Annotated in this window: 20 protein-coding genes and 1 pseudogene; 7 read left to right on the forward strand and 14 right to left on the reverse strand. The window is 68.9% G+C overall.

Annotated elements, in window-relative coordinates:
- Nucleotides 1-33 precede the first annotated feature (33 nt).
- The 8 genes and pseudogenes from HUN07_RS23460 to HUN07_RS23495 form a co-directional block, all read right to left on the reverse strand.
- Nucleotides 34-651, reverse strand: coding sequence for a hypothetical protein (locus HUN07_RS23460; RefSeq protein ID WP_254622651.1), 618 nt, complete (start codon nt 649-651; stop codon nt 34-36).
- A gap of 136 nt (nt 652-787) precedes the next feature.
- Nucleotides 788-1,642: pseudogene (locus HUN07_RS23465) on the reverse strand (SDR family oxidoreductase).
- Between the two features lie 170 nt (nt 1,643-1,812).
- Nucleotides 1,813-2,391: a serine O-acetyltransferase EpsC gene (gene epsC, locus HUN07_RS23470; protein WP_114723314.1), complete on the reverse strand. Its 579-nt coding sequence runs from the start codon at nt 2,389-2,391 to the stop codon at nt 1,813-1,815.
- Nucleotides 2,392-2,396: 5 nt separating this feature from the next.
- Nucleotides 2,397-3,329, reverse strand: a complete 933-nt coding sequence (cysK, locus tag HUN07_RS23475; protein WP_114723313.1) for a cysteine synthase A — start codon at nt 3,327-3,329, stop codon at nt 2,397-2,399.
- Nucleotides 3,330-3,560: 231 nt separating this feature from the next.
- Nucleotides 3,561-5,390 (reverse strand): phosphoenolpyruvate carboxykinase (GTP), encoded by a 1,830-nt coding sequence (locus tag HUN07_RS23480; protein WP_114723312.1) that lies wholly within the window; start codon nt 5,388-5,390, stop codon nt 3,561-3,563.
- A 296-nt stretch (nt 5,391-5,686) separates the two neighbouring features.
- Entirely contained in the window at nt 5,687-5,992 is a 306-nt protein-coding gene (locus tag HUN07_RS23485; RefSeq protein ID WP_114723311.1) for a DUF6802 family protein, read from the reverse strand.
- Between the two features lie 92 nt (nt 5,993-6,084).
- The gene (locus tag HUN07_RS23490; protein WP_174913293.1) at nt 6,085-7,485 is read right to left on the reverse strand and encodes a hypothetical protein; all 1,401 of its coding nucleotides are present in this window, start codon (nt 7,483-7,485) and stop codon (nt 6,085-6,087) included.
- Nucleotides 7,482-8,213 (reverse strand): hypothetical protein, encoded by a 732-nt coding sequence (locus tag HUN07_RS23495; RefSeq protein WP_254622652.1) that lies wholly within the window; start codon nt 8,211-8,213, stop codon nt 7,482-7,484. Before HUN07_RS23495 ends, HUN07_RS23490 begins: the two co-directional genes overlap by 4 nt.
- A 162-nt stretch (nt 8,214-8,375) precedes the next feature.
- Between HUN07_RS23495 and trmB the strand changes: the two genes are divergently transcribed.
- The 3 genes from trmB to HUN07_RS23510 are packed head-to-tail and all read left to right on the forward strand — an operon-like array spanning nt 8,376 to nt 12,570.
- Nucleotides 8,376-9,167 (forward strand): tRNA (guanosine(46)-N7)-methyltransferase TrmB, encoded by a 792-nt coding sequence (gene trmB, locus HUN07_RS23500; RefSeq protein ID WP_114723366.1) that lies wholly within the window; start codon nt 8,376-8,378, stop codon nt 9,165-9,167.
- Nucleotides 9,167-9,844 carry an NYN domain-containing protein gene (locus HUN07_RS23505; protein ID WP_114723308.1) on the forward strand — a complete coding sequence of 226 codons (678 nt, stop codon included), beginning with the start codon at nt 9,167-9,169 and terminating at the stop codon, nt 9,842-9,844. Before trmB ends, HUN07_RS23505 begins: the two co-directional genes overlap by 1 nt.
- An 11-nt stretch (nt 9,845-9,855) precedes the next feature.
- A complete protein-coding gene (locus HUN07_RS23510) occupies nt 9,856-12,570 on the forward strand; it encodes an MMPL family transporter (protein ID WP_114723307.1) in 2,715 nt (904 codons plus the stop codon).
- A gap of 3 nt (nt 12,571-12,573) precedes the next feature.
- Here the strand turns inward: HUN07_RS23510 and HUN07_RS23515 are convergent, their stop codons facing one another.
- On the reverse strand, nt 12,574-13,254 hold the full coding sequence (locus HUN07_RS23515; RefSeq protein ID WP_114723306.1) for a DUF1707 SHOCT-like domain-containing protein: 681 nt from the start codon (nt 13,252-13,254) through the stop codon (nt 12,574-12,576).
- Nucleotides 13,255-13,271: 17 nt separating this feature from the next.
- On the reverse strand, nt 13,272-14,462 hold the full coding sequence (locus tag HUN07_RS23520) for an AI-2E family transporter (RefSeq protein WP_114723365.1): 1,191 nt from the start codon (nt 14,460-14,462) through the stop codon (nt 13,272-13,274).
- A gap of 224 nt (nt 14,463-14,686) precedes the next feature.
- Between HUN07_RS23520 and HUN07_RS23525 the strand changes: the two genes are divergently transcribed.
- Both HUN07_RS23525 and HUN07_RS23530 read left to right on the forward strand, forming a co-directional pair.
- Nucleotides 14,687-16,144 (forward strand): adenylate/guanylate cyclase domain-containing protein, encoded by a 1,458-nt coding sequence (locus HUN07_RS23525; RefSeq protein WP_114723305.1) that lies wholly within the window; start codon nt 14,687-14,689, stop codon nt 16,142-16,144.
- A gap of 28 nt (nt 16,145-16,172) precedes the next feature.
- Nucleotides 16,173-17,345 (forward strand): lysylphosphatidylglycerol synthase transmembrane domain-containing protein, encoded by a 1,173-nt coding sequence (locus HUN07_RS23530; RefSeq protein ID WP_114723304.1) that lies wholly within the window; start codon nt 16,173-16,175, stop codon nt 17,343-17,345.
- A 9-nt stretch (nt 17,346-17,354) separates the two neighbouring features.
- Here HUN07_RS23530 and HUN07_RS23535 read toward each other — a convergent pair whose 3' ends face one another.
- On the reverse strand, nt 17,355-18,038 hold the full coding sequence (locus HUN07_RS23535) for a FadR/GntR family transcriptional regulator (protein WP_114723303.1): 684 nt from the start codon (nt 18,036-18,038) through the stop codon (nt 17,355-17,357).
- 165 nt (nt 18,039-18,203) lie between these two features.
- On the opposite strand from HUN07_RS23535, the gene HUN07_RS23540 reads away from it, so the two are divergent.
- Nucleotides 18,204-19,916: a 2-isopropylmalate synthase gene (locus HUN07_RS23540; RefSeq protein ID WP_174913296.1), complete on the forward strand. Its 1,713-nt coding sequence runs from the start codon at nt 18,204-18,206 to the stop codon at nt 19,914-19,916.
- 148 nt (nt 19,917-20,064) lie between these two features.
- Complete coding sequence (locus HUN07_RS23545) at nt 20,065-20,616, forward strand: YceI family protein (RefSeq protein WP_114723301.1); 552 nt, start codon at nt 20,065-20,067, stop codon at nt 20,614-20,616.
- A gap of 74 nt (nt 20,617-20,690) precedes the next feature.
- On the opposite strand, the gene HUN07_RS23550 is transcribed toward HUN07_RS23545, so the two are convergent.
- The 3 genes from HUN07_RS23550 to HUN07_RS23560 all read right to left on the reverse strand — a co-directional run bounded on the left by HUN07_RS23550 (nt 20,691) and on the right by HUN07_RS23560 (nt 22,948).
- A complete protein-coding gene (locus HUN07_RS23550) occupies nt 20,691-21,542 on the reverse strand; it encodes a DUF7927 domain-containing protein (RefSeq protein ID WP_114723300.1) in 852 nt (283 codons plus the stop codon).
- Between the two features lie 675 nt (nt 21,543-22,217).
- On the reverse strand, nt 22,218-22,622 hold the full coding sequence (paaI, locus tag HUN07_RS23555) for a hydroxyphenylacetyl-CoA thioesterase PaaI (protein ID WP_114723299.1): 405 nt from the start codon (nt 22,620-22,622) through the stop codon (nt 22,218-22,220).
- Nucleotides 22,619-22,948, reverse strand: coding sequence for an EthD family reductase (locus HUN07_RS23560; RefSeq protein ID WP_114723364.1), 330 nt, complete (start codon nt 22,946-22,948; stop codon nt 22,619-22,621). Before HUN07_RS23560 ends, paaI begins: the two co-directional genes overlap by 4 nt.

Raw genomic sequence — 22,948 nt, forward strand, 5'->3', positions numbered from 1 at the left:
CGGGCACCTTCAGGATTCGTCGGACGACCAGCCCTAGCTAGCCGCGCCGGCAGCTCCGCCGATCGAGCCGATCAGCGGCAGCAGGCTCGCGATGTCGATGCCGGCCTCGAGCGCCGTGCTACCGAAGGACAGCGCCGGCGACAGGCTGCCGATGCCGTCCGGAACGATCACCGGCACCATCGAGACACCGACGTTGGTCGGGTTCAGGACCGAACCCCACCCGCCGCAGGTGCCGAGGTAAATGTAGACACCGTTGTCGACCTGCAAGGTCTTGGTATTCGCATTCGGGCCGGGGTTGAGGAGGTTGTTGCTCGCCGCGGGGCCGAGACGCAGCCCGGGCGACGCCATGATCTGGACGAGCTTGCCGAAGTCCTTGTTGTTGTACGCGACGAAGGCCTCGAGACCCTGCTGGCCGTCGAGCAACGCCGAGGTGCAGCTGGACTCGTTGAACGCGCCCTCCGCCTTCTTCGGGTTGGTCAGCGTGAGTTCGAGGTTCTTGCCCCCGAAGTCACCCTGCTCGACCTTCAACTCCGGCCCGTCGTAGCGGTCGGCCGCGGCGGCCGTACCCGTCCCGGTCAGCGCCAGACCGGCGACCATCGCCGTCGATGCAGCCAGCCCCACCGCAACCTTCTTCATCCTGCGAAGCTTCACGTGTTTCCTCCGTTTCCGATGCGACACCCCGGTCGTCGCCGCAGCTGAGCCGGGGCGAGATCGGCCCCCTATCGTGCCACGCCGCAGTCACCGACGAGCTTTGCGCCGCACCTGAACCGAAAGAGCCTTCAGTTGGTCATCGGGAGCCGGGATACCTCAGGAACCGCGTCAGGTAGGGCACTATGCGGGTCACCGGGACCGGTCGAGGCCAGGAGTCGGCACGGAAGTAGGCGTCCGATCCGCCGTCGACGAAAACAACACTCCCGCAGAGGAAGTCCGCCGCGTCCGACAGCATGAACACGACCCAGTCGCCGAGCTGGCCGGCGTCGCCGAAGCCGCCGACCGGCACCGGGAATCGTCGGACCGTCTTCGCCTCCGAAGGTGTCGCAAGTTGCTCCTCGAGCAGCGGCGTCATGATCGCACCCGGAGCGAGGACGTTGAGCCGGATCCCGGCACCAGCCCACTACTCGGCCGTCGCGTGCCGACGGGCCCATCGGGTGACAGCGATTTTCGATCCGGCGTAGAGGATCGGTGCCGCGCCCTTGCCGAACCAGCGCACCGACCGCACCGCCCTGTCCACATCAGCGGACAGGAAGGCGTTAATGGTGCGCCGCGGCACCGCGGGTGTCACCGTCGTCGAATTACTACCGAACACAACCACTTTGGCCCTGCCGGATGCCGCCAGCGCTGGGCGCCACCCGTCGAGCAATTCCACGACACCCAGATAGTTCACCGCGCCGATCAGGGGAAGCCGGTCGGCACCGGGCGCCGGGCCCACTCCGGCGGCGAGCACCGCACCGTCGAGCCTGCCTCCCGCCCGCGACAACACTTCCCGCACAGCGTGACTGCGCCCCGCGACAGTGGACAGATCGGCGACCACCTCGGCTGCGGAGAGGTCGACACCGATGACGGTGTGTCCCGCCGCAGTCAGCTTGTCCACGACCGCGCGCCCCATACCCGACGCCGAACCCGTGACGGCATAGACACCCATCCAGCACACTCCCCCGGAACGGCCGATCGGCGCCGGGGACCGTCCCCGACGAGGCCGTCGATGAATTTGACACCCTACGCCGCCACCTCGTCGACCATGCCCGAAAAGAGCTGAAGGTCCCTTCACGCGCTGCCAGCGCACGGAGGGACCCTTAAGCTAGGGAGCCGGGCTCAGATGTACATGGCCGGATCGATGTACGACGTCGGATCGACCAGTTGCTCGTGGCTCTTGCGCTGCCGCACCGACGCCGGGATACCCGTCGCGATGGCGTCGGCGGGGACGTCACGGGTGACGACGGCGTTGGCGCCGATCGCGCTGTCGTCGCCGATCACCACCGGCCCCAGCACCTTCGCGCCGGCGCCGATGGTGACGCGGTTGCCGATCGTGGGGTGCCGCTTGGTCTTCGCGAGCGACCGCCCGCCGAGCGTGACGCCGTGGTAGATCATCACGTCGTCGCCGATCTCGGTGGTCTCGCCGATCACGACGCCCATGCCGTGGTCGATGAAGAACCGCCGCCCGATCGTGGCACCGGGATGGATCTCGATGCCGGTGAGGAACCGCGTGAACTGGGCCAGCATGCGAGCCGGGCCGCGCAGCGCGGGCTTGGCCCACATGCGGTGCGCCACCCGGTGCGACCAGATAGCGTGCAGACCCGAGTACACGACGGCGTTCTCGACGTCGCTGCGCGCGGCCGGATCCTGGCCTCGTGCGGCCCGGAGATCCTCCCGGATGGTGCGCAGGACACTCACAGTGCTCAGCCCCGGATGTGCTCGAACAGCGGGGTGGAGATGTACCGTTCGCCGAAGTCGGGCACCACCACGACGATCATCTTTCCGGCGTTCTCGGGACGCTTCGCCAACTCGAGGGCCGCCCACACGTTCGCGCCCGCCGAGATGCCGCCGAGGATGCCCTCGTCGGTGCCGAGGCTGCGCGCGACGCGGATGGCGTCGTCGAACTCGACGTCGATGATCTCGTCGTAGATCTCGCGATCGAGGACCTCGGGCACGAAGTTGGCGCCGATGCCCTGGATCTTGTGCGGTCCGGGCTGGCCGCCGTTGAGGATCGGCGAGTCGGCCGGCTCGACGCCGACGATCTGCACGTCCGGCTTGTGTGCCCGGAGGGTGCGGCCGACGCCGGTCAGGGTGCCACCGGTGCCGATGCCCGCGACGAAGATGTCGACCTCGCCGGCGGTGTCGGCCCAGATCTCCTCGCCGGTGGTGCGCTCGTGGATCGCCGGGTTGGCGGCGTTCGCGAACTGGCGAGCCAGGACGGCGTTGTCGTTCTGCGCGACCAGTTCCTCGGCCTTCTTCACCGCACCGGCCATACCCTCGGCGCCGGGCGTGAGCACGATCTCGGCGCCGAACGCGCGCAGCATGACGCGACGCTCGGTCGACATCGTCTCCGGCATCGTGAGGATGACCTTGTAGCCGCGGGCCGCGCCGACCATCGCGAGCGCGATGCCGGTGTTGCCGGACGTGCCCTCGACGATGGTGCCGCCGGGCTTCAGCTCACCGGACTGCTCGGCGGCGTCGATGATCGCGACACCGATCCGGTCCTTGACGCTGTTGGCGGGGTTGTAGAACTCGAGCTTCGCAACCACCTGGGCGCCGAGGCCCTCGGTGAGGCGGTTCAGCCGCACCAGCGGGGTGCGCCCGACCAGCTCGGTGACGTTGTCGTAGATCCCCATGCCGAATCCTCCTCGCGGCCACTCGGGCAGCCGGGTCGTTGTCTGGTTGGAGTTATTGCACCATCCCGTCGCGACGGGCATCCCATCGGGTCCGCTCATGTACGAACGTATACACACGACGACATCTTGGGGCGCCGACGTGGAGCCCACACCCGCCAACCCCCTGAACGCCGAATGTCACATCGGTTCAGTTGGACTGAACCAATGTGACATTCGGCTACGAAACGGGGATCAGCTCAGGCGCTGCTTCAGGGCCTCGAACTCGTCGCGGACGCCCGAAGGCACCTTCTCGCCGAGGAACTCGAGCCACTCCTCGATGAGCGGGATCTCGGCCTTCCACTCCTCGACGTTCACGGCCAGGGCCTCGTCGACATCCGCGGCCTCGACGTCCAGGCCGTCGAGCGTGAGGTCGGCGGCGGTCGGGACGAAACCGATCGGGGTGCTGACGGCGTCGGCCTTGTGCTCGATGCGGTCGATGATCCACTTCAGCACGCGGGAGTTCTCGCCGAAACCGGGCCACAGGAAGCGGCCGTCGTCGCCACGACGGAACCAGTTCACGTAGAAGATCTTGGGGAGCTTCTCCGAGTCGGCGTTCTTGCCGAGGTTGATCCAGTGGTTCAGGTAGTCACCGGCGTTGTAGCCGAGGAACGGCAGCATCGCCATCGGGTCGCGGCGCACGGCGCCGACCTTGCCCTCAGCCGCAGCGGTCTGCTCGGACGACAGCGTCGCACCGAGGAAGGTGCCGTGCTGCCAGTCGAACGACTCACTGACCAGCGGAACCGTGGTCTTGCGACGTCCACCGAACAGGATCGCCGAGATCGGGACACCCTGCGGGTCGTCCCACTCGGGGGCCAGGATCGGGCACTGCGACATCGGGGTGCAGTAACGCGAGTTCGGGTGGGCAGCGTTGGTGCCGGACTCGGGGGTCCAGTCGTTGCCCTTCCAATCAAGGAGATGCTGAGGTGTCTCTTCCAGACCCTCCCACCACACGTCACCGTCGTCGGTCAGGCCGACGTTGGTGTACAGCGTGTTGCCCGCCTCGACCGTCTTCATGGCGTTGGGGTTGGAGCCGTGGTTGGTGCCCGGCGCGACGCCGAAGAAACCGAACTCCGGGTTGACGGCGTACAGACGGCCGTCCTCACCGAAACGCATCCACGCGATGTCGTCACCGAGGGTCTCGGCACGCCAGCCCGGGATGGTCGGCTGGATCATCGCGAGGTTGGTCTTGCCACACGCCGACGGGAATGCCGCGGCGACGTAGTAGGCCTTGTCCTCGGGCGAGATCAGCTTGAGGATCAGCATGTGCTCGGCCAGCCAGCCCTCGTCGTGCGCCATCGCGGAGGCGATACGCAGCGAGTAGCACTTCTTGCCCAGCAGAGCGTTGCCGCCGTAGCCGGAGCCGTAGCTCCAGATCTCGCGGTCCTCGGGGAAGTGGGTGATGTACTTGGTGTCGTTGCACGGCCAGGGAACATCAGCGACGTCGCCCACCAGCGGAGCGCCCACCGAGTGCAGCGCCTTCACGAACGGGCGGTCGGTGCCCATCTTCTCGAGCGCGGCCTTGCCCATGCGGGTCATGATGCGCATCGAGACGACGACGTACTCGGAGTCGGTGATCTCGACGCCCAGCTTCGGGTCGTCGGCGCCGAGGGGACCCATGCAGAACGGCACCACGTACATGGTGCGACCGCGCATGCTGCCGCGGTACAGGTCCGTCATGAGGGCCCGCATCTCGGTCGGGTCCATCCAGTTGTTGGTCGGGCCGGCGTCGATCTGCTCCTTCGAGCAGATGTACGTGCGGGACTCGACGCGCGCAACGTCGGACGGGTCGGAGTTGCCGAGGAACGAGTTCGGCTTCTTCTCCTCGTTGAGACGGGTGAACGTCCCGGCCTCGACGAGCTGATCGGTCAGGCGCTCCCACTCCTCGTCGGAGCCGTCCGCGAAGACGACCCGGTCGGGCTGGGTCAGCTCGGCAACCTCTTGCACCCAGGCGAGCAGCTCGCTGTGCTCAGTGGGGGGTGTGCCGTCAGTTCCGTTCAGACCGGGGATGGTCGCTGAGGTCATCAAACTCTCCTGGGGTGGGGCCGGGAACCGATCCAACCACGTCAGCCCCGCACATGACGGGGCTGAGAGGTAAGCCGAACCGATTTCCCCCTCTCGGCGGGGTGCAGCCCGCCCACTCCGCTGCTGCTCACGTACGTCACCGTGGACAACGAACGAAGGACACGGGTGCCGGGTGTCCTAGCTATAGAGGTTAACGCCGCGCGTCCAGGTTGGGGGAACCGGGTGTCGTCGGTTCGGTCACAGGAACGATTCAGACGACGACGGGATCCTGCCGCGGCAGCGGACCTGCGCGTTCGCTACGCGCCGAGGGTCCCCTCGTCGGTGCGTTCCCACCGCTCCCCGCCGTCGGCGTCCCGATGGAATTCCCAGGACGAGTAGTCGCCGTGGCCGCCGACGATGGTCAGGTTGTCGGCGTCGCCGTCGCCGTCCAGGTCGCTCGCGACGATCATCGCGTCGTCGACCTCGAAGGTCTGGGTGTCGAGGATGCCGTCGCCGTCGATGTCGTGCGCAGGCCCGGTCAGGTGCACCGCACCCGAGTCGGCCCCGAACGAGTCGAGATCGACGTCCGGCAGGTTTCCCGTCACATCGTCGGTCGTGATCATGATGCCTCCCGCTGGTCGTGCCACTACAACTGTGGCTACGACGTTGGACGCGCCGCCGCTCCACTCGGTTCCACCGCGTTCGTCGGCGTTCCTCAGTGCCCCGCGAGCCCCGAGAACCCCTCGAGCACCCGCAGGAGGACGGCGTGGTCCCGCTCGCAGGACGCGAGCCGGCCGCTGCGTTCCGTCGCGAGACGCCGGGCCTCGACGTCGAGGGCGGCCAACTCCTCGTCGACGGTGACGGTGGCGGCGCGACTGTCCGCGACGATGCGGGCACCCACCGCGGCCTCGGTCTCGAGGATCCGCCCCAACACGCGCTGCTCCAGTTCGGCCCGCAGCTGCGCGGTCGTGTCCGACGCCCACTGCCGCAGGTGTGCCCGGTCCGCGACCAGGCGGCGGGACCGCGCCAGCCACCAGGCCGCGGCGCCGCCGAGCATGAGAGCGATCGGGATGGTCGCGATGTCGAGCGCCGGCACCATCGAGATCGGCGCCACCGCGAGACGTCCCAGGCCCACACCGGCCGATGCGCCGACGACGACCATCATCCCGTCCTCGACACCGCGGTGCCGCGGCTCCGGCCCCGACGGCGCGGCCGCCGGTCGACCCGCGTCCGCAGGCGGGACATCGGACACCCCGGCCCGACGGACCAGCTCGCCGAGGTGCCGCTCGACCGCGGCGTCGAGCTCGGCGGTGGCTGCGGCGGCCAGGTGGCCCATCCGTTCCGGGAAGGCCTGCAGTTCGCGGCGTCCCGCACGATCGATCTCCGTCCGCGCCGTCGCCGACACCGCCCGGACCCGGCCGCCGGCCTCGTGCAGCAGGTCGACGCGGGCGCGCTGGACGTCGGCGCGCAACCGGCCGAGCCGCTCGGCCCGGCCCCCGTCCCGCTCCATCGCGAGCCGGGTCCTGCGCGCACGCAGCGCGGCGGCGGCCTCGTCGCTGCCGTCACGCAGGGCCCGCGCGGTGCCGGTGATCTGTCGACACGTCCGTTCCACCAGCGAGACGGCTCCGCGGCGCGCGTTGCGCTGGGCCGTGGTGTCCGGGTCCTCGGCGAGCGCCTCGCGCACCGCCGCGGTCATTAGATCCGGCGAGGACAGGACCCGGACGTCGGCGAATCTGATCGAGTGCGCCCGCAGCAGCGCCTCGTCCCGCTCCCGCACCGAGTCCCGGTCCGGATGCTCGCCGGCGCCGGTCGACACGAAGACGACGCGTTCGACGTCGTGCGCGGCCGCGTCGAGCGCGGCGAGCTCGTCCCGCCCCAGGACCGAGGCCGCGTCGAGCACCATCACCACGACGCCGGCGCCGTCCGGTGCGTCGATCGCGGGCTCGAACGGTGCAAGGGCGTCGAGGACCGGTCTCGGGTCGATCCCGCGCACCGCGACCACGTGCACGGATCGCATCCCGGTCCGAGCATCCTCCCGCCATCCCCGCAGTCCGTCCGGGTTCCACCGCTCGACGATCCGCTGTGCGTCGGGTGGAAACCCGCCGACCTCGGTCACCGGACGGCCTCGCGGACGCGGGCCCGCCGGAGCGCCGACTCGACCCGTCGCCGATTCGCCGGGCCGTCGGGCAGCGACCGGGCGGCCCGCGCCGCCGCGTGGACGGCCTCGTCGCTGCGCAGGTACTGCTCGACGGCGTCCCGGTGCGGCCCGGGGGCCGCGGCCTCGGCGAGCGCGCGCAGCAGCGTCCGGGTCCGCGCGGCCTGCGCGCTGCGGACGCAGTCGGCGACGGCGGACACCACGTCGTCGACTCCGACGGAAGTGTCCGGGTCCGGGCCCGCCACCATCGGCACGGTCGGTACCCCGGTCTCGGCGGTGCACTCGATCGCCGTCCGCACCGCCACCGCCCAGGACCCGAGCATGTCGGCCTTGCCGAGGATCGCGACCGTGACATCGCGCGGCGCGCGCCGCAGTGCCTCGACGTCGGGCGTGCGCGGAGCACCGGCGAGCAGGTAGACGACGACGTCGCCGTCGAAGTCGGGGTCGGCCGATTCGGGGGCGTCGACGGCCGTCGACTCGGCCACGTCCGTGAACCCGGACCGCTCGAGCAGGCCGACGGTGGTGGTGCGCCCGGCACCGGCACGGCCGACGACCTGGATCCGAATCGGTTCCCGGTAGTCGTCCAGGGCACGCAGTGGCGCGCCGCCGACACCCGCGGCGAACCGGCCGAGCTGCGCCAGTTCCGCTGTCGTCGCGGCCCTGTGCTCCACGACAGTTCCGTTCCCCACCGTTACCTCCCCCACCCGACCCACTCCCCTGCCCGGGACCTCCGCCGCCGAGAATACCGCCGACTACCAGGGAGAACGCCTGGATTTCGGGGTATCCCCGCCACCGAACCAGACCAAAGTGTCCATATTATCTGCAGACCGAGTCGGCCCGTGATCGTGGACATACGTGACAATGGTCGGGTGAACGACGCCCATCAGGATGCACCCGAGATCCCGCACGACGACATCGACAACTCTGCTGCCGACTCCGCTGCGGAGGAAACGACCGGTGAGTCGCGGGGGTCGCGCCTGTACCCGCGGGTGACGAGCTTCCGGTCCCGGCGCGGTTCGCTGACGGACCCGCAGCAGGGCGCGTGGGATCGGATGTGGCCGACGATCGGCGCCGAGGTGGGCGACGAGCTGCTCGACACCACCGCCTGGTTCGGCCGCGAGGCACCGCTGATCATCGAGATCGGTTCCGGGACCGGCACCGCGACGGCCGCGATGGCCAAGGCGGAGCCGCACGTGAACCTCATCGCGGTGGAGGTCTACCGGCCGGGTCTGGCGCAGTTGCTGCAGACGGTCGAGCGCGAGGAGATCCCGAACGTCCGGGTGCTGCGCGGCGACGCCGTCGAGGTGCTCGAGAACATGGTCGCGCCCGAGTCGCTGACCGGCGTCCGTGTCTTCTTCCCGGATCCGTGGCCCAAAGCCCGCCACCACAAGCGTCGGCTGCTGCAGGCGCCCACGTTCGCGCTGATCGCGAGCCGCTTGAAGCCGGGCGGAGTGCTGCACGTCGCGACTGATCACGCCGAGTACGCCGAGGCGATCGCCGAGGCCGGAAACGCGGAGCCGCTCCTCACCGAACTCGATTGGGAGTCGCCGATGACGCACGAGCGACCGGTCACGAAGTTCGAGGACAAGGCGCACAAGGTCGGAAGCGCCATTACAGAACTCATCTGGGGGAAGATCAAGTAATGAGTCTCAGCACGCCGGGCACGGCTACCAATTCCCCTGAGGGCGACGGCCGCGACATCCGTCACAAGCGGGTGCTTCTCGTCTGGGACGCCCCGAATCTCGACATGGGCCTGGGCGCGATCCTCGGCGGTCGCCCGACGGCCGCGTACCGGCCGCGGTTCGACGCGCTGGGCCGTTGGTTGCTCTCCCGCACCGCCGAGCTTTCCGCCACCGAAACTGCCGTACTCGAGCCCGAGGCGACGGTCTTCACGAACATCGCCCCTGGTAGCGCGGATGTTGTCCGCCCCTGGGTGGAGGCCTTGCGTAATGTGGGCTTCGCGGTGTTCGCCAAGCCGAAGGTGGAGGAGGACAGCGACGTCGATGCCGACATGCTCCACCACATCGAGCTCCGCCGTGGTGAGGGTCTGGCCGGTGTCATGGTCGCTTCCGCCGACGGACAGGCCTTCCGTGAGCCGTTGGAGGACATCGCAGCAACCGGCGTGCCGGTGCAGGTTCTCGGGTTCCGTGAGCACGCCAGCTGGGCGGTCTCGTCCGACATCCTGGACTTCGTCGATCTCGAGGACATTCCGGGTGTCTTCCGTGAGCCTCTGCCACGGGTCAGCCTGGAATCCCTGCCCGACGAGGGCGCCTGGTTGCAGCCGTTCCGCCCGCTTTCCGCCCTGCTTGTCGGGCGCTGAGGAGTCCATACGTGTTTGCTCGCTGGGGAGATCTGGTCTACCGAGCCCGTTTCACCGTCATCGCAGTGATGGTGGCCGGACTGTTGGCGCTGGGCGCCTACGGTTCCGGTCTCGGTGACCACCTCAGTCAGAGCGGCTGGGACGACCCCGGCTCGGAGTCCGTGGCGGCGGCCAAGCTCGCCGACGGGACCTTCGGCCGGGACACCAACGGTGACGTCGTGGCGATGTACACCGCCCCCGAGGGAAAGACGGTCGACGACCCGGAGTTCACTGCGAAGGTCACCGACAGCCTGCAGCGACTGGTGCAGGAGCATCCCGACGAGGTCGCGAAGTTCAACGGCAGCTACTTCACGTTGCCGAACACGCCGCGGCTGCCGGCTCTGGCCACCGAGGACCGCTCCCATGCGATCGTCAGTGTCGCGCTGAAGGGCGACAACGACACCGCGATCACCAACAACTTTCGTGAGGTGCGGGACGCCTTCGACATCGACGGGGTCGAGGTCCAGCTTGCCGGCATGCAGCCGGTCGCGAGCGCCATCAACGACACGATGGCCAACGACCTCAAACGCATGGAGCTCATCGCAATCCCGGCGGTCGGGGTGCTGCTGTTCTTCGTGTTCGGTGGCGTCATCGCCGCTGCCCTGCCACTGATAGTCGGTGGTCTGACGATCCTCAGCGCCAACGGCATCGTGCGGGTGTTCACGCACTTCGCCGAGATCAACGTGTTCGTCGCGTCGGTGGTCTCACTGATCGGGTTGGGTCTGGCGATCGACTACGGCCTGTTCATCGTCAGCCGTTTCCGCGAGGAACTCGGCGACGGGCGCAACACCAAGGACGCGGTGCGCCGCACTGTGATGACCGCGGGCCGCACCGTGCTGTTCTCCGCGACGATGATCGCGGTCAGCCTCGGCGGTCTGATCCTGTTCCCGCAGGGCTTCCTCAAGTCCGTCGCGTACGGCGCGATCGCGACGGTGCTGTTGGCGGCGTTCACCTCGGTCACGGTGCTGCCCGCGATCCTGAGCATCCTGGGCCGGCGGATCGACAAGTTCGGCCTCAAGCGGTTCGGCCAGATCAAGTCGACCGAGGAGATCGAGTCCAGCATCTGGGGCCGCCTCACTCGCTGGGTGATGCGCAACCCGATCAAGGTCACGATCCCCATCGTGGTCGGGTTGCTGCTCATGATCATCCCGCTGACGGGCATCAAGTTCGGTGGCATCAACGAGGACTACCTCCCGACGAACAACCCGACGCGGATGGCGCAGGAACAGTTCGACGAACTGTTCCCCGGTAACCGCACCGAACCGGTGAAACTGGTCATCGAGGGCGCCGACGGCACCCAGGTGGGCCAGATCCTCAAGACCGCGAGCGGGGCGCCCGGCCTGGTCGAGAAGTTCTCGATCACCGGCCCCGCGAAGGACGGCGTCCAGGTCCTCAAGGCCGGTCTGGTCGACCGCAACGACTCCGCCCCCACCATCGACTATCTGCGCGCGATGGACATCCCGGACGGCGTGGACGTCCTCGTCGGCGGCACCCCGGCGATCGAGCAGGACAGCATCAGTGCGCTGCTCGACAACCTGCCGCTCATGATCGTCACGGTCCTGACCCTCACGACGCTGCTGATGTTCCTGGCATTCGGCTCGCTGGTGCTGCCCATCAAGGCCGTGCTGATGAGCGCGCTCGGCCTCGGCGCGACGCTCGGCATCCTCACCTGGATCTTCATCGACGGCCACGGCTCGGGTCTGCTGAACTTCACGCCCGGACCGATCACGTCCCCGGTCCTGGTGCTGATCGTCGCGATCATCTACGGCCTGTCCATCGACTACGAGGTGTTCCTGCTCTCCCGCATGGTCGAGGCCAGATCGCAGGGCGCCAGCACCACCGAGGCCATCCGGATCGGCACCGCGCACACCGGCCGGATCATCACCGCGGCCGCACTGATCCTGATCGTCGTCACCGGCGCGTTCGGATTCTCCGAGCTGGTGATGATGAAGTACATCGCATACGGCATGATCTCGGCGCTCGTCATCGACGCGACCCTGATCCGCATGTTCCTGGTGCCGGCGGTGATGAAGCTGCTCGGCGACGACTGCTGGTGGGCGCCTGCCTGGATGAAGCGCATCCAGGAGAAGGTCGGGCTCGGCGAACCGATCCTCGACAGCGAACTCCCGGGTGACGTTCCCGAGCTGACGGCGACGGATGCACCGGCCGCTGCGCCCAACCCCGAGCAGGTCCTCGCTGTGGCTCCGGCCGGCGCGACTCGTGACTCCGACCCCCTGACGCAGCCGATCCCCCGGATCCCGACGACCCCGCGGGCCCGTGCGGCCACGCCGCGTCGCGGCGCTACGCGACCCGAACCGTCCGAGCAGCCGCAGCAACCGACCGCGCCGCCGACCCCGGAACCGGTCGCGACCGCCCCTGCCCCGAAGCCCGAGAGACGTCCGCGGCCGTCCACCTCGGACGACGACGGAGAGGTCGCGTGGCTGGCCGCGCTGCGGGCACCGAACACCGGTGTCATGCCGGTCGTGAAGCCTGCCGCCGCCGAACCCGCACCCGCCCCGGAGCCCCGGCCGGCGCCGGCACCCGAGCCGGTCCCGGCACCAGAGCCCGCGGCTCGGCACGGCGCAAACGACGATCTGTCCGACACCGACACCGGGCGCCATCGTCGCGGTGACGGTGTCGCGGTGAGCGTCAGCGAGCTGCTCGCCCGCCACCGCGACGACGACTGACCGTCAGCTGCCGAGCATCTTGCGCAGCGCCGTGCCGTACGGATGGCGCGCGGTGATCGACCCGAACCGGATCCGACCCCGCACCACGAGGTGCAGCGGCCCGTAGGGCGGGCCGGTCCGGACCTTGTTCGACACCGAGCCCGCGACGGCGTCGACCCCGTTGAGGTCGACGGTCGCCTCGGTCGGAACGACCAGCGTCACCGACCCGCAGTAGTCGTCGACGGTCAGATGCACCACCTGTGTCTGCATGACGGCCTCGGTGAAGTCGAGGGTCGAGGTGCCCATCCGGGAGTCGAGGAACAGGGTCGGCGGGACGTTCCAGCGGCCCTTGCGGGTGATCGTCGACATCCGACTGCGGATGACCAGGGGCTGCTGCGCCGGGTGGCCGGTGGCGTACCCGGTCGGCGGGCCCGCGACCGGGACCGTCGCGGGCGGAGGAACCGGTGCCGCGGGGACCGGCGCCGACGTCGGGTGCTGGCCGGCGAAGTAGGCCGGGTCGATCTGCATTCCGGGCAGATCGACGAGCACCGCGTTCAGCTCACCGCGGGTCTTCGCGGCCAGCGCGGTGTCCATCCGTTCGGTGAACTCGCCGAGCGACAGCATTCCCTGACCCACCGCGCGTTGCAGCAACTCACCGACGTGTTCGCGTTCCGCGTCCGATACCCGCAGATCTCTTGCCTCCATTCCGGCAAGGATAGTTCTCAGTCGCGTGGTGCGGCGGGTCGCCCGAGGTCGCCGTCATCGGGTTCGTCCGGTGTCGCGGGGAACATCGGCACCGACGGGTCGGTGCTGGCGAGGGACTCGTAGGCCTCCTCGGCCTCCTCCTGGTCCTCGGCGCACAGCGAGCGAACTGCCGTGTTCAGGAACGCGACGATCGGAACGGCCAGCAGGCCGCCGACGATGCCCGCGAGCACGATGCCGGTGGTGATCGCGAGGACCACGGCGAGAGGATGCAGGCGCACCGCGCGGCCGAGCAGCAGCGGCTGCAGCACGTGCCCTTCGAGCTGCATGATGCCGATGATGATGCCGAGCACGATCAGGGCGGTGAGCAGGCCCTTGGTCACCAGGGCGACCAGGACGGCGAGGAAGCCGGTGACGAAGGCGCCGACGATCGGGATGAACGCGCCGATGAAGACGAGCGAGGCGAGGGGCAGTGCGAGCGGCACCCCGAGGATCGCGAGCCCTGCGCCGATGCCGATCGCGTCGGCCGCGGCCACGGCCACCGTCGCCCGGGTGTAGCCGACCAGGGAATTGAATCCCTGCCGCCCGGCCAGTCGGACGCGTCCGCGCTGGCTCCTCGGGATCAGCCGGGTGACGAACTCCCACACCTGGTCGCCGCCGTACAGGAAGAAGATGAGCGTGAACAGGGTGAGGAACGCGCCGGCGAAGATCTCCCCGACGACGGTCGCGGTGGTGAGCGCACCGCTGGTCAGCGCCTCCTGATTGGATTGGATGGCCTTGACGACGTTGTCGCCGGCGTGCCGGATCTGGTCCTCGCTGAAGTGCAGCGGCCCCTCGGTGAGCCAGTCCTGCACCGTGGTGACGCTGGCGGTGAACTGGTCGCTCAGGACGGGCAGTCCCTCGACGAACTGTTCCACGACGAACGCCAGGATCGCGCCGACGACGCCCATCGTGCCGACGACCGCGATGATCACGGCGCCGGAGCGGGGCACACCGCGGCGGTGCATCCAGTCCACGGCGGGCATCAACAGCGCCGACGCGAGCAGCGCGATCGCGACCGGGATGACGACCGCCTCGAGCTTCGAGACGACGAACCCGAGGGCGAGCAGTCCGGCGAACAGCACCAGCAGGCGCCACGTCCACGCTGCGCCGATTCGGACGAGCGGGTGGACGGCGTCCGACACCGGCCGGGCCGGCGCCGTCGTCGGCACCGCGGACGCCTCCGATTCCGCCGGTGGGGCGGCCTCTTCCGGATCCTTGTCGCTCACCGCGCGAGCGTATCGGGAGGACGACCGTCGGTGGCGGCGAAACGACCGTCTGGCGCGGCAACCGTGTGCGCTGCCGGGCCGCGAAGGATGTCCCGCTAAATTATGAGGTCGTGTGGGCTTCGTACCGAGCAGTGGCGCTGACGATTCGCAGTCGTTGGCCTCTCTACATGCTCTCGATGCTCGGGGCGAACCTGATCGGCGCGGTGTTGGTGTTCGCGTTCGTCCGGTACGGCATCCCGATTCCGGAGTCGGCCGACATCATCAACGACCACGTCCGGAACTTCGCCGTATTCAGCACGTACCTCGTCTTCGCCGGCGTCGTGAGTCTGACGGCCGCGGCGATGATGCTGCGGTCGGTGATCCGCTGGCAGCTGCGGGGCGGGCCGCCGACGCGCGGTGAGCAGATGGCCGCGCTGCACGCGCCGCTGCGTCAGGCGATCGTGCATCTGGCGTTGTGGTTCCTCGGCGGCGTGATCTTCGTACTGCTGACCGTCGAGGAGATGCCGGAACTCGCGGTGGCCGTCGTCGTCACGGTCTGCATGGCCGCGACCACGACGTTCGGCTTCACGTACATGCTCGGCGAGCGGATCCTGCGTCCCGTCGCGGCGCAGGCGCTCAGCGAGGGCCAGTTCGACCGGACGATGGCGCCCGGCGTCGGCACCCGGCTGGCGATGACGTGGGGGCTGGGCACACTGATGCCGGTCATCGGCATCATCCTGCTGTGTGTCACCCAGCTGACCACCGATCTCGAGTTCTCGCCGGGAGCACTGGCGTGGGCGATCCTGCTGCTGTCGATCATGACGATCGGCCAGGCGTTCGCATTGTCGATGCTCACCGCCAGTCAGATCTCCGATCCGATCCGGCAGCTGCGCCGCGCGATCGAACGGGTGCAGCGCGGCGAGACGGACGTGCGGGTGGAGGTGTTCGACGGCTCCGAGATCGGTCGCCTGCAGGTCGGCTTCAACCGGATGATGCGCGAGGGCGACGAGCGGAAGCTGCTGCGTGAGCTGTTCGGTCAGCACGTCGGCGAGGACGTCGCCCGGCGAGCGCTGCAGTTCGGTACCGAGCTGGGCGGCGAGACCCGTTTCGTCGCGGTCCTGTTCGTCGACATGGTCGGTTCCACCGGTGCGGCGGCCGAACGTCCGCCGGGCGAGGTCGTCGAGCTGCTCAACGAGTTCTTCCGCGTGATCGTGGACGTCGTGGACCGGCATCACGGGTTCGTCAACAAGTTCATGGGCGACGCGGCGCTCGCGATCTTCGGCGCCCCGCTGGACCGTCCGGACGCGCCGACCGCCGCGCTGGCGGCGGCGCGCGAGCTGCGGTTCGCGCTCAACGAGATCACCGGCCTCGACATCGGCATCGGCGTGTCGGCGGGCCTCGCGGTCGCCGGCAACATCGGCGCGGCCGAGCGGTTCGAGTACACGGTGATCGGCGACCCGGTGAACGAGGCGGCGCGTCTCACCGAGCTGGCGAAGCTGCGTCCGAGCCGGGTCCTGGCCTCGACCAGCGCCCTGTACTTCGCCGACGACGAGGAGCAGGCGCACTGGGAGCTGGGTGATCAGGTGCAGTTGCGGGGCCGTCGCCGCAACACGCATCTGGCGTGGCCGGTGCTGTATCCGGAGTGATGTGAGCAGGCTTGGTTACGCTGGGCTCGTGGCACAGCCGGAGCCCGACCCCCGAGGCGGCGACACGAGTCGGCCGCGCGGTCGCTTCTGGTGGCTCAAGTGGGTGGCCGGTGTCCTGCTGCTGGCGCTGCTGATCGGCGAGGGCATCTATCTGTGGCCGCGGCTGCACGAGTCGTGGCAGGCCCTGTCGGAGATCCATTGGGGCTGGTTGGCGCTGTGTGTCGTCGCGCAGGCGGTGTCGCTGAGTGGCTACGGCCGCGTCCAGAAGCAACTGCTGCGCGCCGGCGGTGTGGCGGTGAGCCAGCGCAAGTCCGTCGCGGTGATCTACGGGTCGACGGCGATGGCGTTGACCCTGCCCGCGGGGCAGGTCTTCTCGACGGCGTTCACGTACAAGGAGACCCGACGCTGGGGTGCCAGTCCGCTGGTCGCGTCGTGGCAGCTCGCGATCTCCGGCGTGATCGCGGCCGCGGGTCTCGCACTGATCGGTGTGTCGGGTGCGCTGCTGGTCGGCGGGTCGGTGAGCCCGTTCACGCTGTTGTTCTCGGTGGCCGGGCTGATCGCGCTGCTGTACGCGGGCCGGTACGTCTCGGCGCATCCCGATTCGATCGGGGCCGCCGCGCGATGGGTGCTGATCCGGGTGAACCGGCTACGCGGCAAGCCCGCCGACACCGGCATGGACGCGGTCCGCACCACGATCGAGCAGCTCGACTCGGTCCAGCTGGGCAAACGTGACGCGGCGCTGACACTGGGCTGGTCGGCGGTCCACCGGGTCGCGGACGTGGTGTGTCTGGGTGCGGCATGCTTCGCGATCGGCGCTGATCCGTTGCTCGCGGGACTGCTGATCGCCTTCGCGGCGGGCAAGGCGGTCGCGACGATTCCGGGCGCGCCGGGCGGCCTGGTCTACGTGGACGCGACGCTGATCGCCGCCCTCACCACCGCGGCGAGCATCAGCGCGTCGCAGGCGGTGGCGGCCGCGTTCGTCTACCGCGGCGTGAGCTTCATCCTCGTCGCGATCGTCGGCTGGATCGTCTTCCTGTTCCTCTTCCGCGATCGGCAGCACGAGGATCCGGGGTTCGACGTCGAACTCGAACAGCGCGACCCGACGGCGTTGCCGGAGCGGCGGGACGTGTCGGATCCGACGTCGTCGATTCGCGATCCGCACATCGAGATGCCACGGCCACCCACAGAAGTAACCGAGTGACCTCGGCCGTCAACCGAGGTCGGCTGCCATCGCCTCGAGGTGCGCGCGGCTGACCCGGACGGCCTGCTCGACGTCGCCGGCGGCGATGGCCTCGACGAGCGCGAGATGCTCGTCGGCGTTCGGTTCGGCGTGCCGATCGCGCAGCCCGAGCAGCGCGATCATGTCGACGAGCGCCTCCGCCAGTCTCGGCGTGAACGTCTCGAACAGCTCCGTCAGCACCGGGTTGTGCGCGGCCAGGACGACCGCGCGGTGGACCTCGATGTCGGCGTCGACGAACTCCCGGTCGGGTGCGTCGGCGGCGGCCGCGCGCAGGTCGAGGGCCCGGCGCATCGCGGCGATGTCGGCGGCGGTGGCGCGGGAGGCCGCGAGCCGGGCGGCCTCCACCTCGATCGCGGTGCGCACCTCGACGACGGCGGCGATCGCCTCGGTCCGCACCACCGCCTCCCAGCCGTCGGCCTCGGGTTCGAGCCGTTCGACGAACACACCGGATCCCTGCTTCGGCCGCAGCATCCCCTGCCCGGCGAGCATCCGCAGCGCCTCGCGGATCGTGGACCGTCCGATGCCGAGTTCGCCGGCAAGGGTGGTCTCGCCGGGAAGTTTCGAACCGATCGCCCACTCCCCCGCCTGCAGCCGGCGTCGTAACTGTTCGGCGGCCTGATCGGCCAGCAGGCTGCGGGTCAGTGGGGCGGTCACCCAAACTCCTCAGGTTGTCAGACAAGTTGTTTTGCTCTAGCTTAGCCTGCATGGCTTATCGCGGACTGCTCCTCGGCTGCCGCGGCGGGGTCTGACCGGACCGGCACCCCGCCGCGGGGTTCCGTCGTGCCGGTCGACCCTTCCGACCCGCACAGGAGTCACGCCATGAACTGGAATCGCCAGCGCCCGTCGTCCATGCCCAGCCACCGCTACCGCCCGTACTCCGAACGGGTTCCGGTGCCGCTGACCGAACGCCACTGGCCCACCGCCCGCACCACCGTCGCACCGCTGTGGGTGCCGGTCGATCTGCGCGACGGCAACCAGGCCCTCGCCGAACCGATGGACCCGGCCCGCAAGCGGCGCTTCTTCGACCTGATGGTCGCCATGGGCTACAAGGAGATCGAGGTCGGCTACCCGTCGGCCAGCCAGACGGACTTCGACTTCGTCCGCGACCTGGCCGAGCAGTCCCTGGTGCCCGACGACGTCACGATCGTCGTGTTCACCGCGGCGCGAACGGATCTCATCGAGCGCACCTTCGAGTCGGTGCGCGGACTGCCGAACGTGGTGCTGCACATGTACACCGCGACGGCGCCGACGTGGCGCGACGTGGTCCTGGGCCACGACCGGGAGGCGCTGCACCGCTTGATCTTCGACGCCGCGCAGGACGTGGCCCGCTGCGGCGAGCGGCAGCCCGGGGTGCGGTTCGAGTTCTCGCCCGAGGTGTTCAACCTGACCGAACCCGATTACGTACTGGAGGTGTGCGACAGCCTGACCGAACTGTGGGACGCCTCCCCCGACCGCCCGGTGATCCACAACCTCCCTGCGACGGTGGAGATCTCGACGCCCAACGTGTACGCCGACCAGATCGAGTACATGCACCGGAACCTGACGCGGCGTGACTCGGTGATCCTGTCGGTACACCCACACAACGACCGCGGCACCGGGGTGGCGTGCGCCGAACTGGCGGTACTGGCCGGCGCACAGCGCGTGGAGGGTTGCCTGTTCGGCAATGGCGAGCGCACCGGCAACGTCGACCTGGTGACGCTTGCCCTCAACCTGCACGCGCAGGGCGTCGACCCGATGATCGACTTCTCGGACATCGATGCCGTCAAGCGAACCGTGGAGCACTGCAACCGAATCGACGTGCACGAGAGGCACCCGTACGGCGGCGATCTGGTGTACACCGCGTTCTCGGGCACCCACCAGGACGCGATCAAGAAGGGATTCGCGCACCACTACGCGTCGGCCGAGGCGGCGGGAATCGATCCGAGCACGGCGCCGTGGGATGTGCCGTATCTGCCGATCGACCCACGCGACGTGGGTCGCGACTACGAGGCGGTGATCCGCGTGAACAGCCAGTCGGGCAAGGGCGGGATCGCGTATCTGCTGCAGACCGGGTACGGCATCGACCTGCCGCGGCCACTGCAGATCGACTTCGCGAAACGCGTCCAGCGGGCCACCGACGACAGCGGCGCGGAGATCACCGCCGAGCAGTTGTGGGAGTTGCTGCACGCCGAGTACGGCTTCGACGGCCGACTGGGCCAGTGGTCGATCGAGCATCGAGAGGGCGGCGATCACCTGCGGGTGCGGGCCGAGTTCGACGACTCGACGGTGGCCGGCGAGGCCTCGGGCACCGGGCCGGTCGAGGCGCTCACCCGGATCCTGGCCGAGCACGGCCATACCGTGGAGGTGCTCTCATTCGGGCAGCAGTCGGTGGGCTCGGGCAGCGACAGCCGCGCGGTCACCTACGCCCAGTGCGGCAACGGTGACGGGACCGCGCACTGGGGTGTCGGCTTCGACCAGTCGGTGACGGCGTCCACACTGCAGGCCGTTCTCGCCGCGTCCACCCGCACCCCCTCCCCCGATTCGCGCACGTAGCGGTACCCGCGCCCTGCCGCGAACACCGATAAGTGCGCAAATCGCGCAGCGTGAGCGAGGTCACCTCCGGTTGCGGAATGCCCGGACCGGTGCCACCGTTGTAACCACAGTCTTTGAAGTTTCAACTACTTGCATCGGGAGCACACACATGACCACTGCCATCACCCTGCCCAACCTGTCCGCCGGCACCTGGGCCATCGACCAGTCCCACTCGACCGTCGGCTTCATGGTCCGCCACCTGGTGGTCAGCAAGGTCCGTGGCACGTTCAACGACTTCAGCGGTTCGATCACGGTCGGCGAGGACGGTCTGCCGTCCGTGCAGGCCGAGATCCAGGTCGCGTCCATCGACACCAACAGCGAGCAGCGTGACGGCCACATCAAGTCGGCCGATTTCTTCGACGTCGAGCAGTTCCCGACGGCCACGTTCGTCTCCACGGGCGTTCGCCCCGCGGGCTCGAACTTCGTGGTCGAGGGCGAGTTCACGCTGCACGGTGTGACCAAGCCGGTCGAGCTGGCGCTCGAGTTCCTGGGCGTCAACCCGGGCATGGGCAACGGCCCGGTTGCCGGTTTCGAGGCCTCCACCACCATCAACCGCAAGGACTTCGGCATCAGCATCGAGATGCCGCTCGAGGGTGGCGGCGCCGTCGTCGGCGACAAGATCGCCATCAACCTCGAGATCGAGGCCGGCCTCCAGGCCTGATCCAGGCCCCACAGACTGCGCACCCGTCACGGCAGAAGTGCAAGCCGTGACGGGTGCGCTGTCATGTCAGCCCGTCAGGACGCGGTCGCCCGACGACGGACCGCCCAGAACACGCCGCCACCGGCGAGTACGACCGCAGCCGCGCCACCCGCGACAGCCGGGTTCACCATCGGCACGGCCGCGCTGTCGGCCGTGGGCACCTCCGCACACACGGCGATACCCGTGCAGCTGGCCGGAGCCTGCGCCGGAGCAGCAGCCGGATCCGTCACCGCCGCAACGAGATTGTGGTCACCCTGCGACGCGAACGGCTTGACCGCCACCGCATAGGTCACCGTCACCGACTGCCCCGGCGCCACCGTGCCCGCGACACCGTAGTTGCCACCGTTCGGCGACACCGTCAGCGCCGCATCGCTGCTCGTCGGCCCCGACACCAGATCCGCATCGTCGAGCAGACCCGACAACACCAGCGCCTGGTCCACGGCCACCGGCTGACCACCGGTGTTCGTGAACGTGGTCGTGTAGTTCACCACCTGGCCGTCCGACACCGCACCCGACGCATCCGACGACGTCGTCACCTGCAGATTCCCCAGCGGCGCATCCAGAAACAGCAAGATGTTGTCCACGACAGCGTCGGTATCGTTCAGGTCCGTTCCGGGCGAGAAGTTTGCTTCGACGCCGATTTGGCGCGTGCCCGCGGGAACTGGGGCGGACTGTTGCCGGCGCACGAATCCGGTTGCGTTGCCTCGCTCTGCGGGCGTTACCGGCGGCAGCGTGATGCTGCTGATCTCCGTGCCGTCGACATCGAGGAATTTGTAGTTGATCTCGACCTTGTCGTTGTCGGTCAGGTACCCACCGAGCAGTGCGGACACGTTTGCCGTCGCGGCGCCCGCGTCGATCGATGCCGCAGAGGGGGTCGTGTCCACCATCTGCCACATACGATGGCCGCTGTTGTAGCCGCCTGAACCCGCGAAGAGACTGATACCGCCAGGGAACGTACCCGTGACTTGCCCGGCACTGTTGACAAGATTGGGTGCCGGATAATTCGAGGTGGACCCGTACCTGACCCAATTGACAGGTTGGGCCTGGATCCACCCGGTCATCCCGTCATCGCCACCACCGTTGACGGTCAACTGACCCGGCTGGGCTGCCATCGGCGCAGCGCCCGCCGGCGCCGCCGTCATCGCTCCCGCACCGGCAATCGCCGCGGCGGCCAGAACCAGGCCTGCCCCCCGACGCGCCATCGATACACCCATCAACTCTCCTCACCGAAAGTATCTGTCCGACAAACCCGGTTGCCGGCCAGAGGCCCGAGTCGGCCCCACCGGACACTAGGAAGAATCGAGACCGATCGGTCTCCGGGCGAGGGCGTTCGTGCGGCCCCCCGCACGAATACGCGGATTCCCGCCCGGCAGGGTGACGAACCGCAAACGAGCAGCGTGACGGCCACATCAATCGAGGCCTTCACCACCATCAACCGCAAGGACTTCGGCCATCAGCGTCGGACTCCAGGCCTGGTCCGGCCCCACAGGCTGCGCACCCGACACGGCGTGTCTGCCGCGGCGGGCGCGCTCCTGTCCCGGAATCCGGGGCCGGAAGCCGGCTCACCGAGAGCGCGCGACGAACCGACTGTCGCCACGGAACTCAGCGACGGACTTGCCTCGAACCCGGACGGTGACATCGTAGATACCGTTGCGGCCGTAGCGTTCCCGCTCGACCGCCTCGGCAATCAGCTCGTCGCCCAGTCGCGTGGGGGCCAGGAACCGGATGTCCGCCCGAGCGGCGACCGCCGGCTCGTCGTACCCGTTGCACGCGAGCGCAAATGCCGTGTCCGCAAGGGTGAACACGAATCCGCCGTGCGTGATTCCGTGCCCGTTCACCATGGTCTCGCGGACCGTCATCGACGCGACCGCACGGCCCGGGAACAGTTCGCGCACCTCGATCCCCAACGCCCGGGACGCCACATCGGCCTCGAACATCTCTTGCGCCGAGGGGAATTCGACTGTCATACTTCTCCCTCCCCGCCGTGCACCGATTCCTCTTCCAGCGTGTACATCGTCACCCCTCCGGTGGCGAAGTTGCGGACATCCCTGGCGGCGTCCCGCATCTCCTTCGACGCCAGTCCGGCGTGCATCGTCTCGGCATCGGGGAAGCACAGCGACGCAATCGCATAGTAGGCAGGGGCGGCGCCGTCGAGTGCGCTGCACTTTCCCCACGTGTAGCCGGACAGGCCGGGGATCTTGCGCGCCAACGGAATGTGCGTGGTGCGGTAGTGGGCGTCGAAAGCACCTGAATCCTCGGGGTGGCCGTAACAGACCACCACCCTGCAGCCCAT

Source organism: Rhodococcus sp. W8901, assembly GCF_013348805.1.
Classification (GTDB): domain Bacteria; phylum Actinomycetota; class Actinomycetes; order Mycobacteriales; family Mycobacteriaceae; genus Prescottella.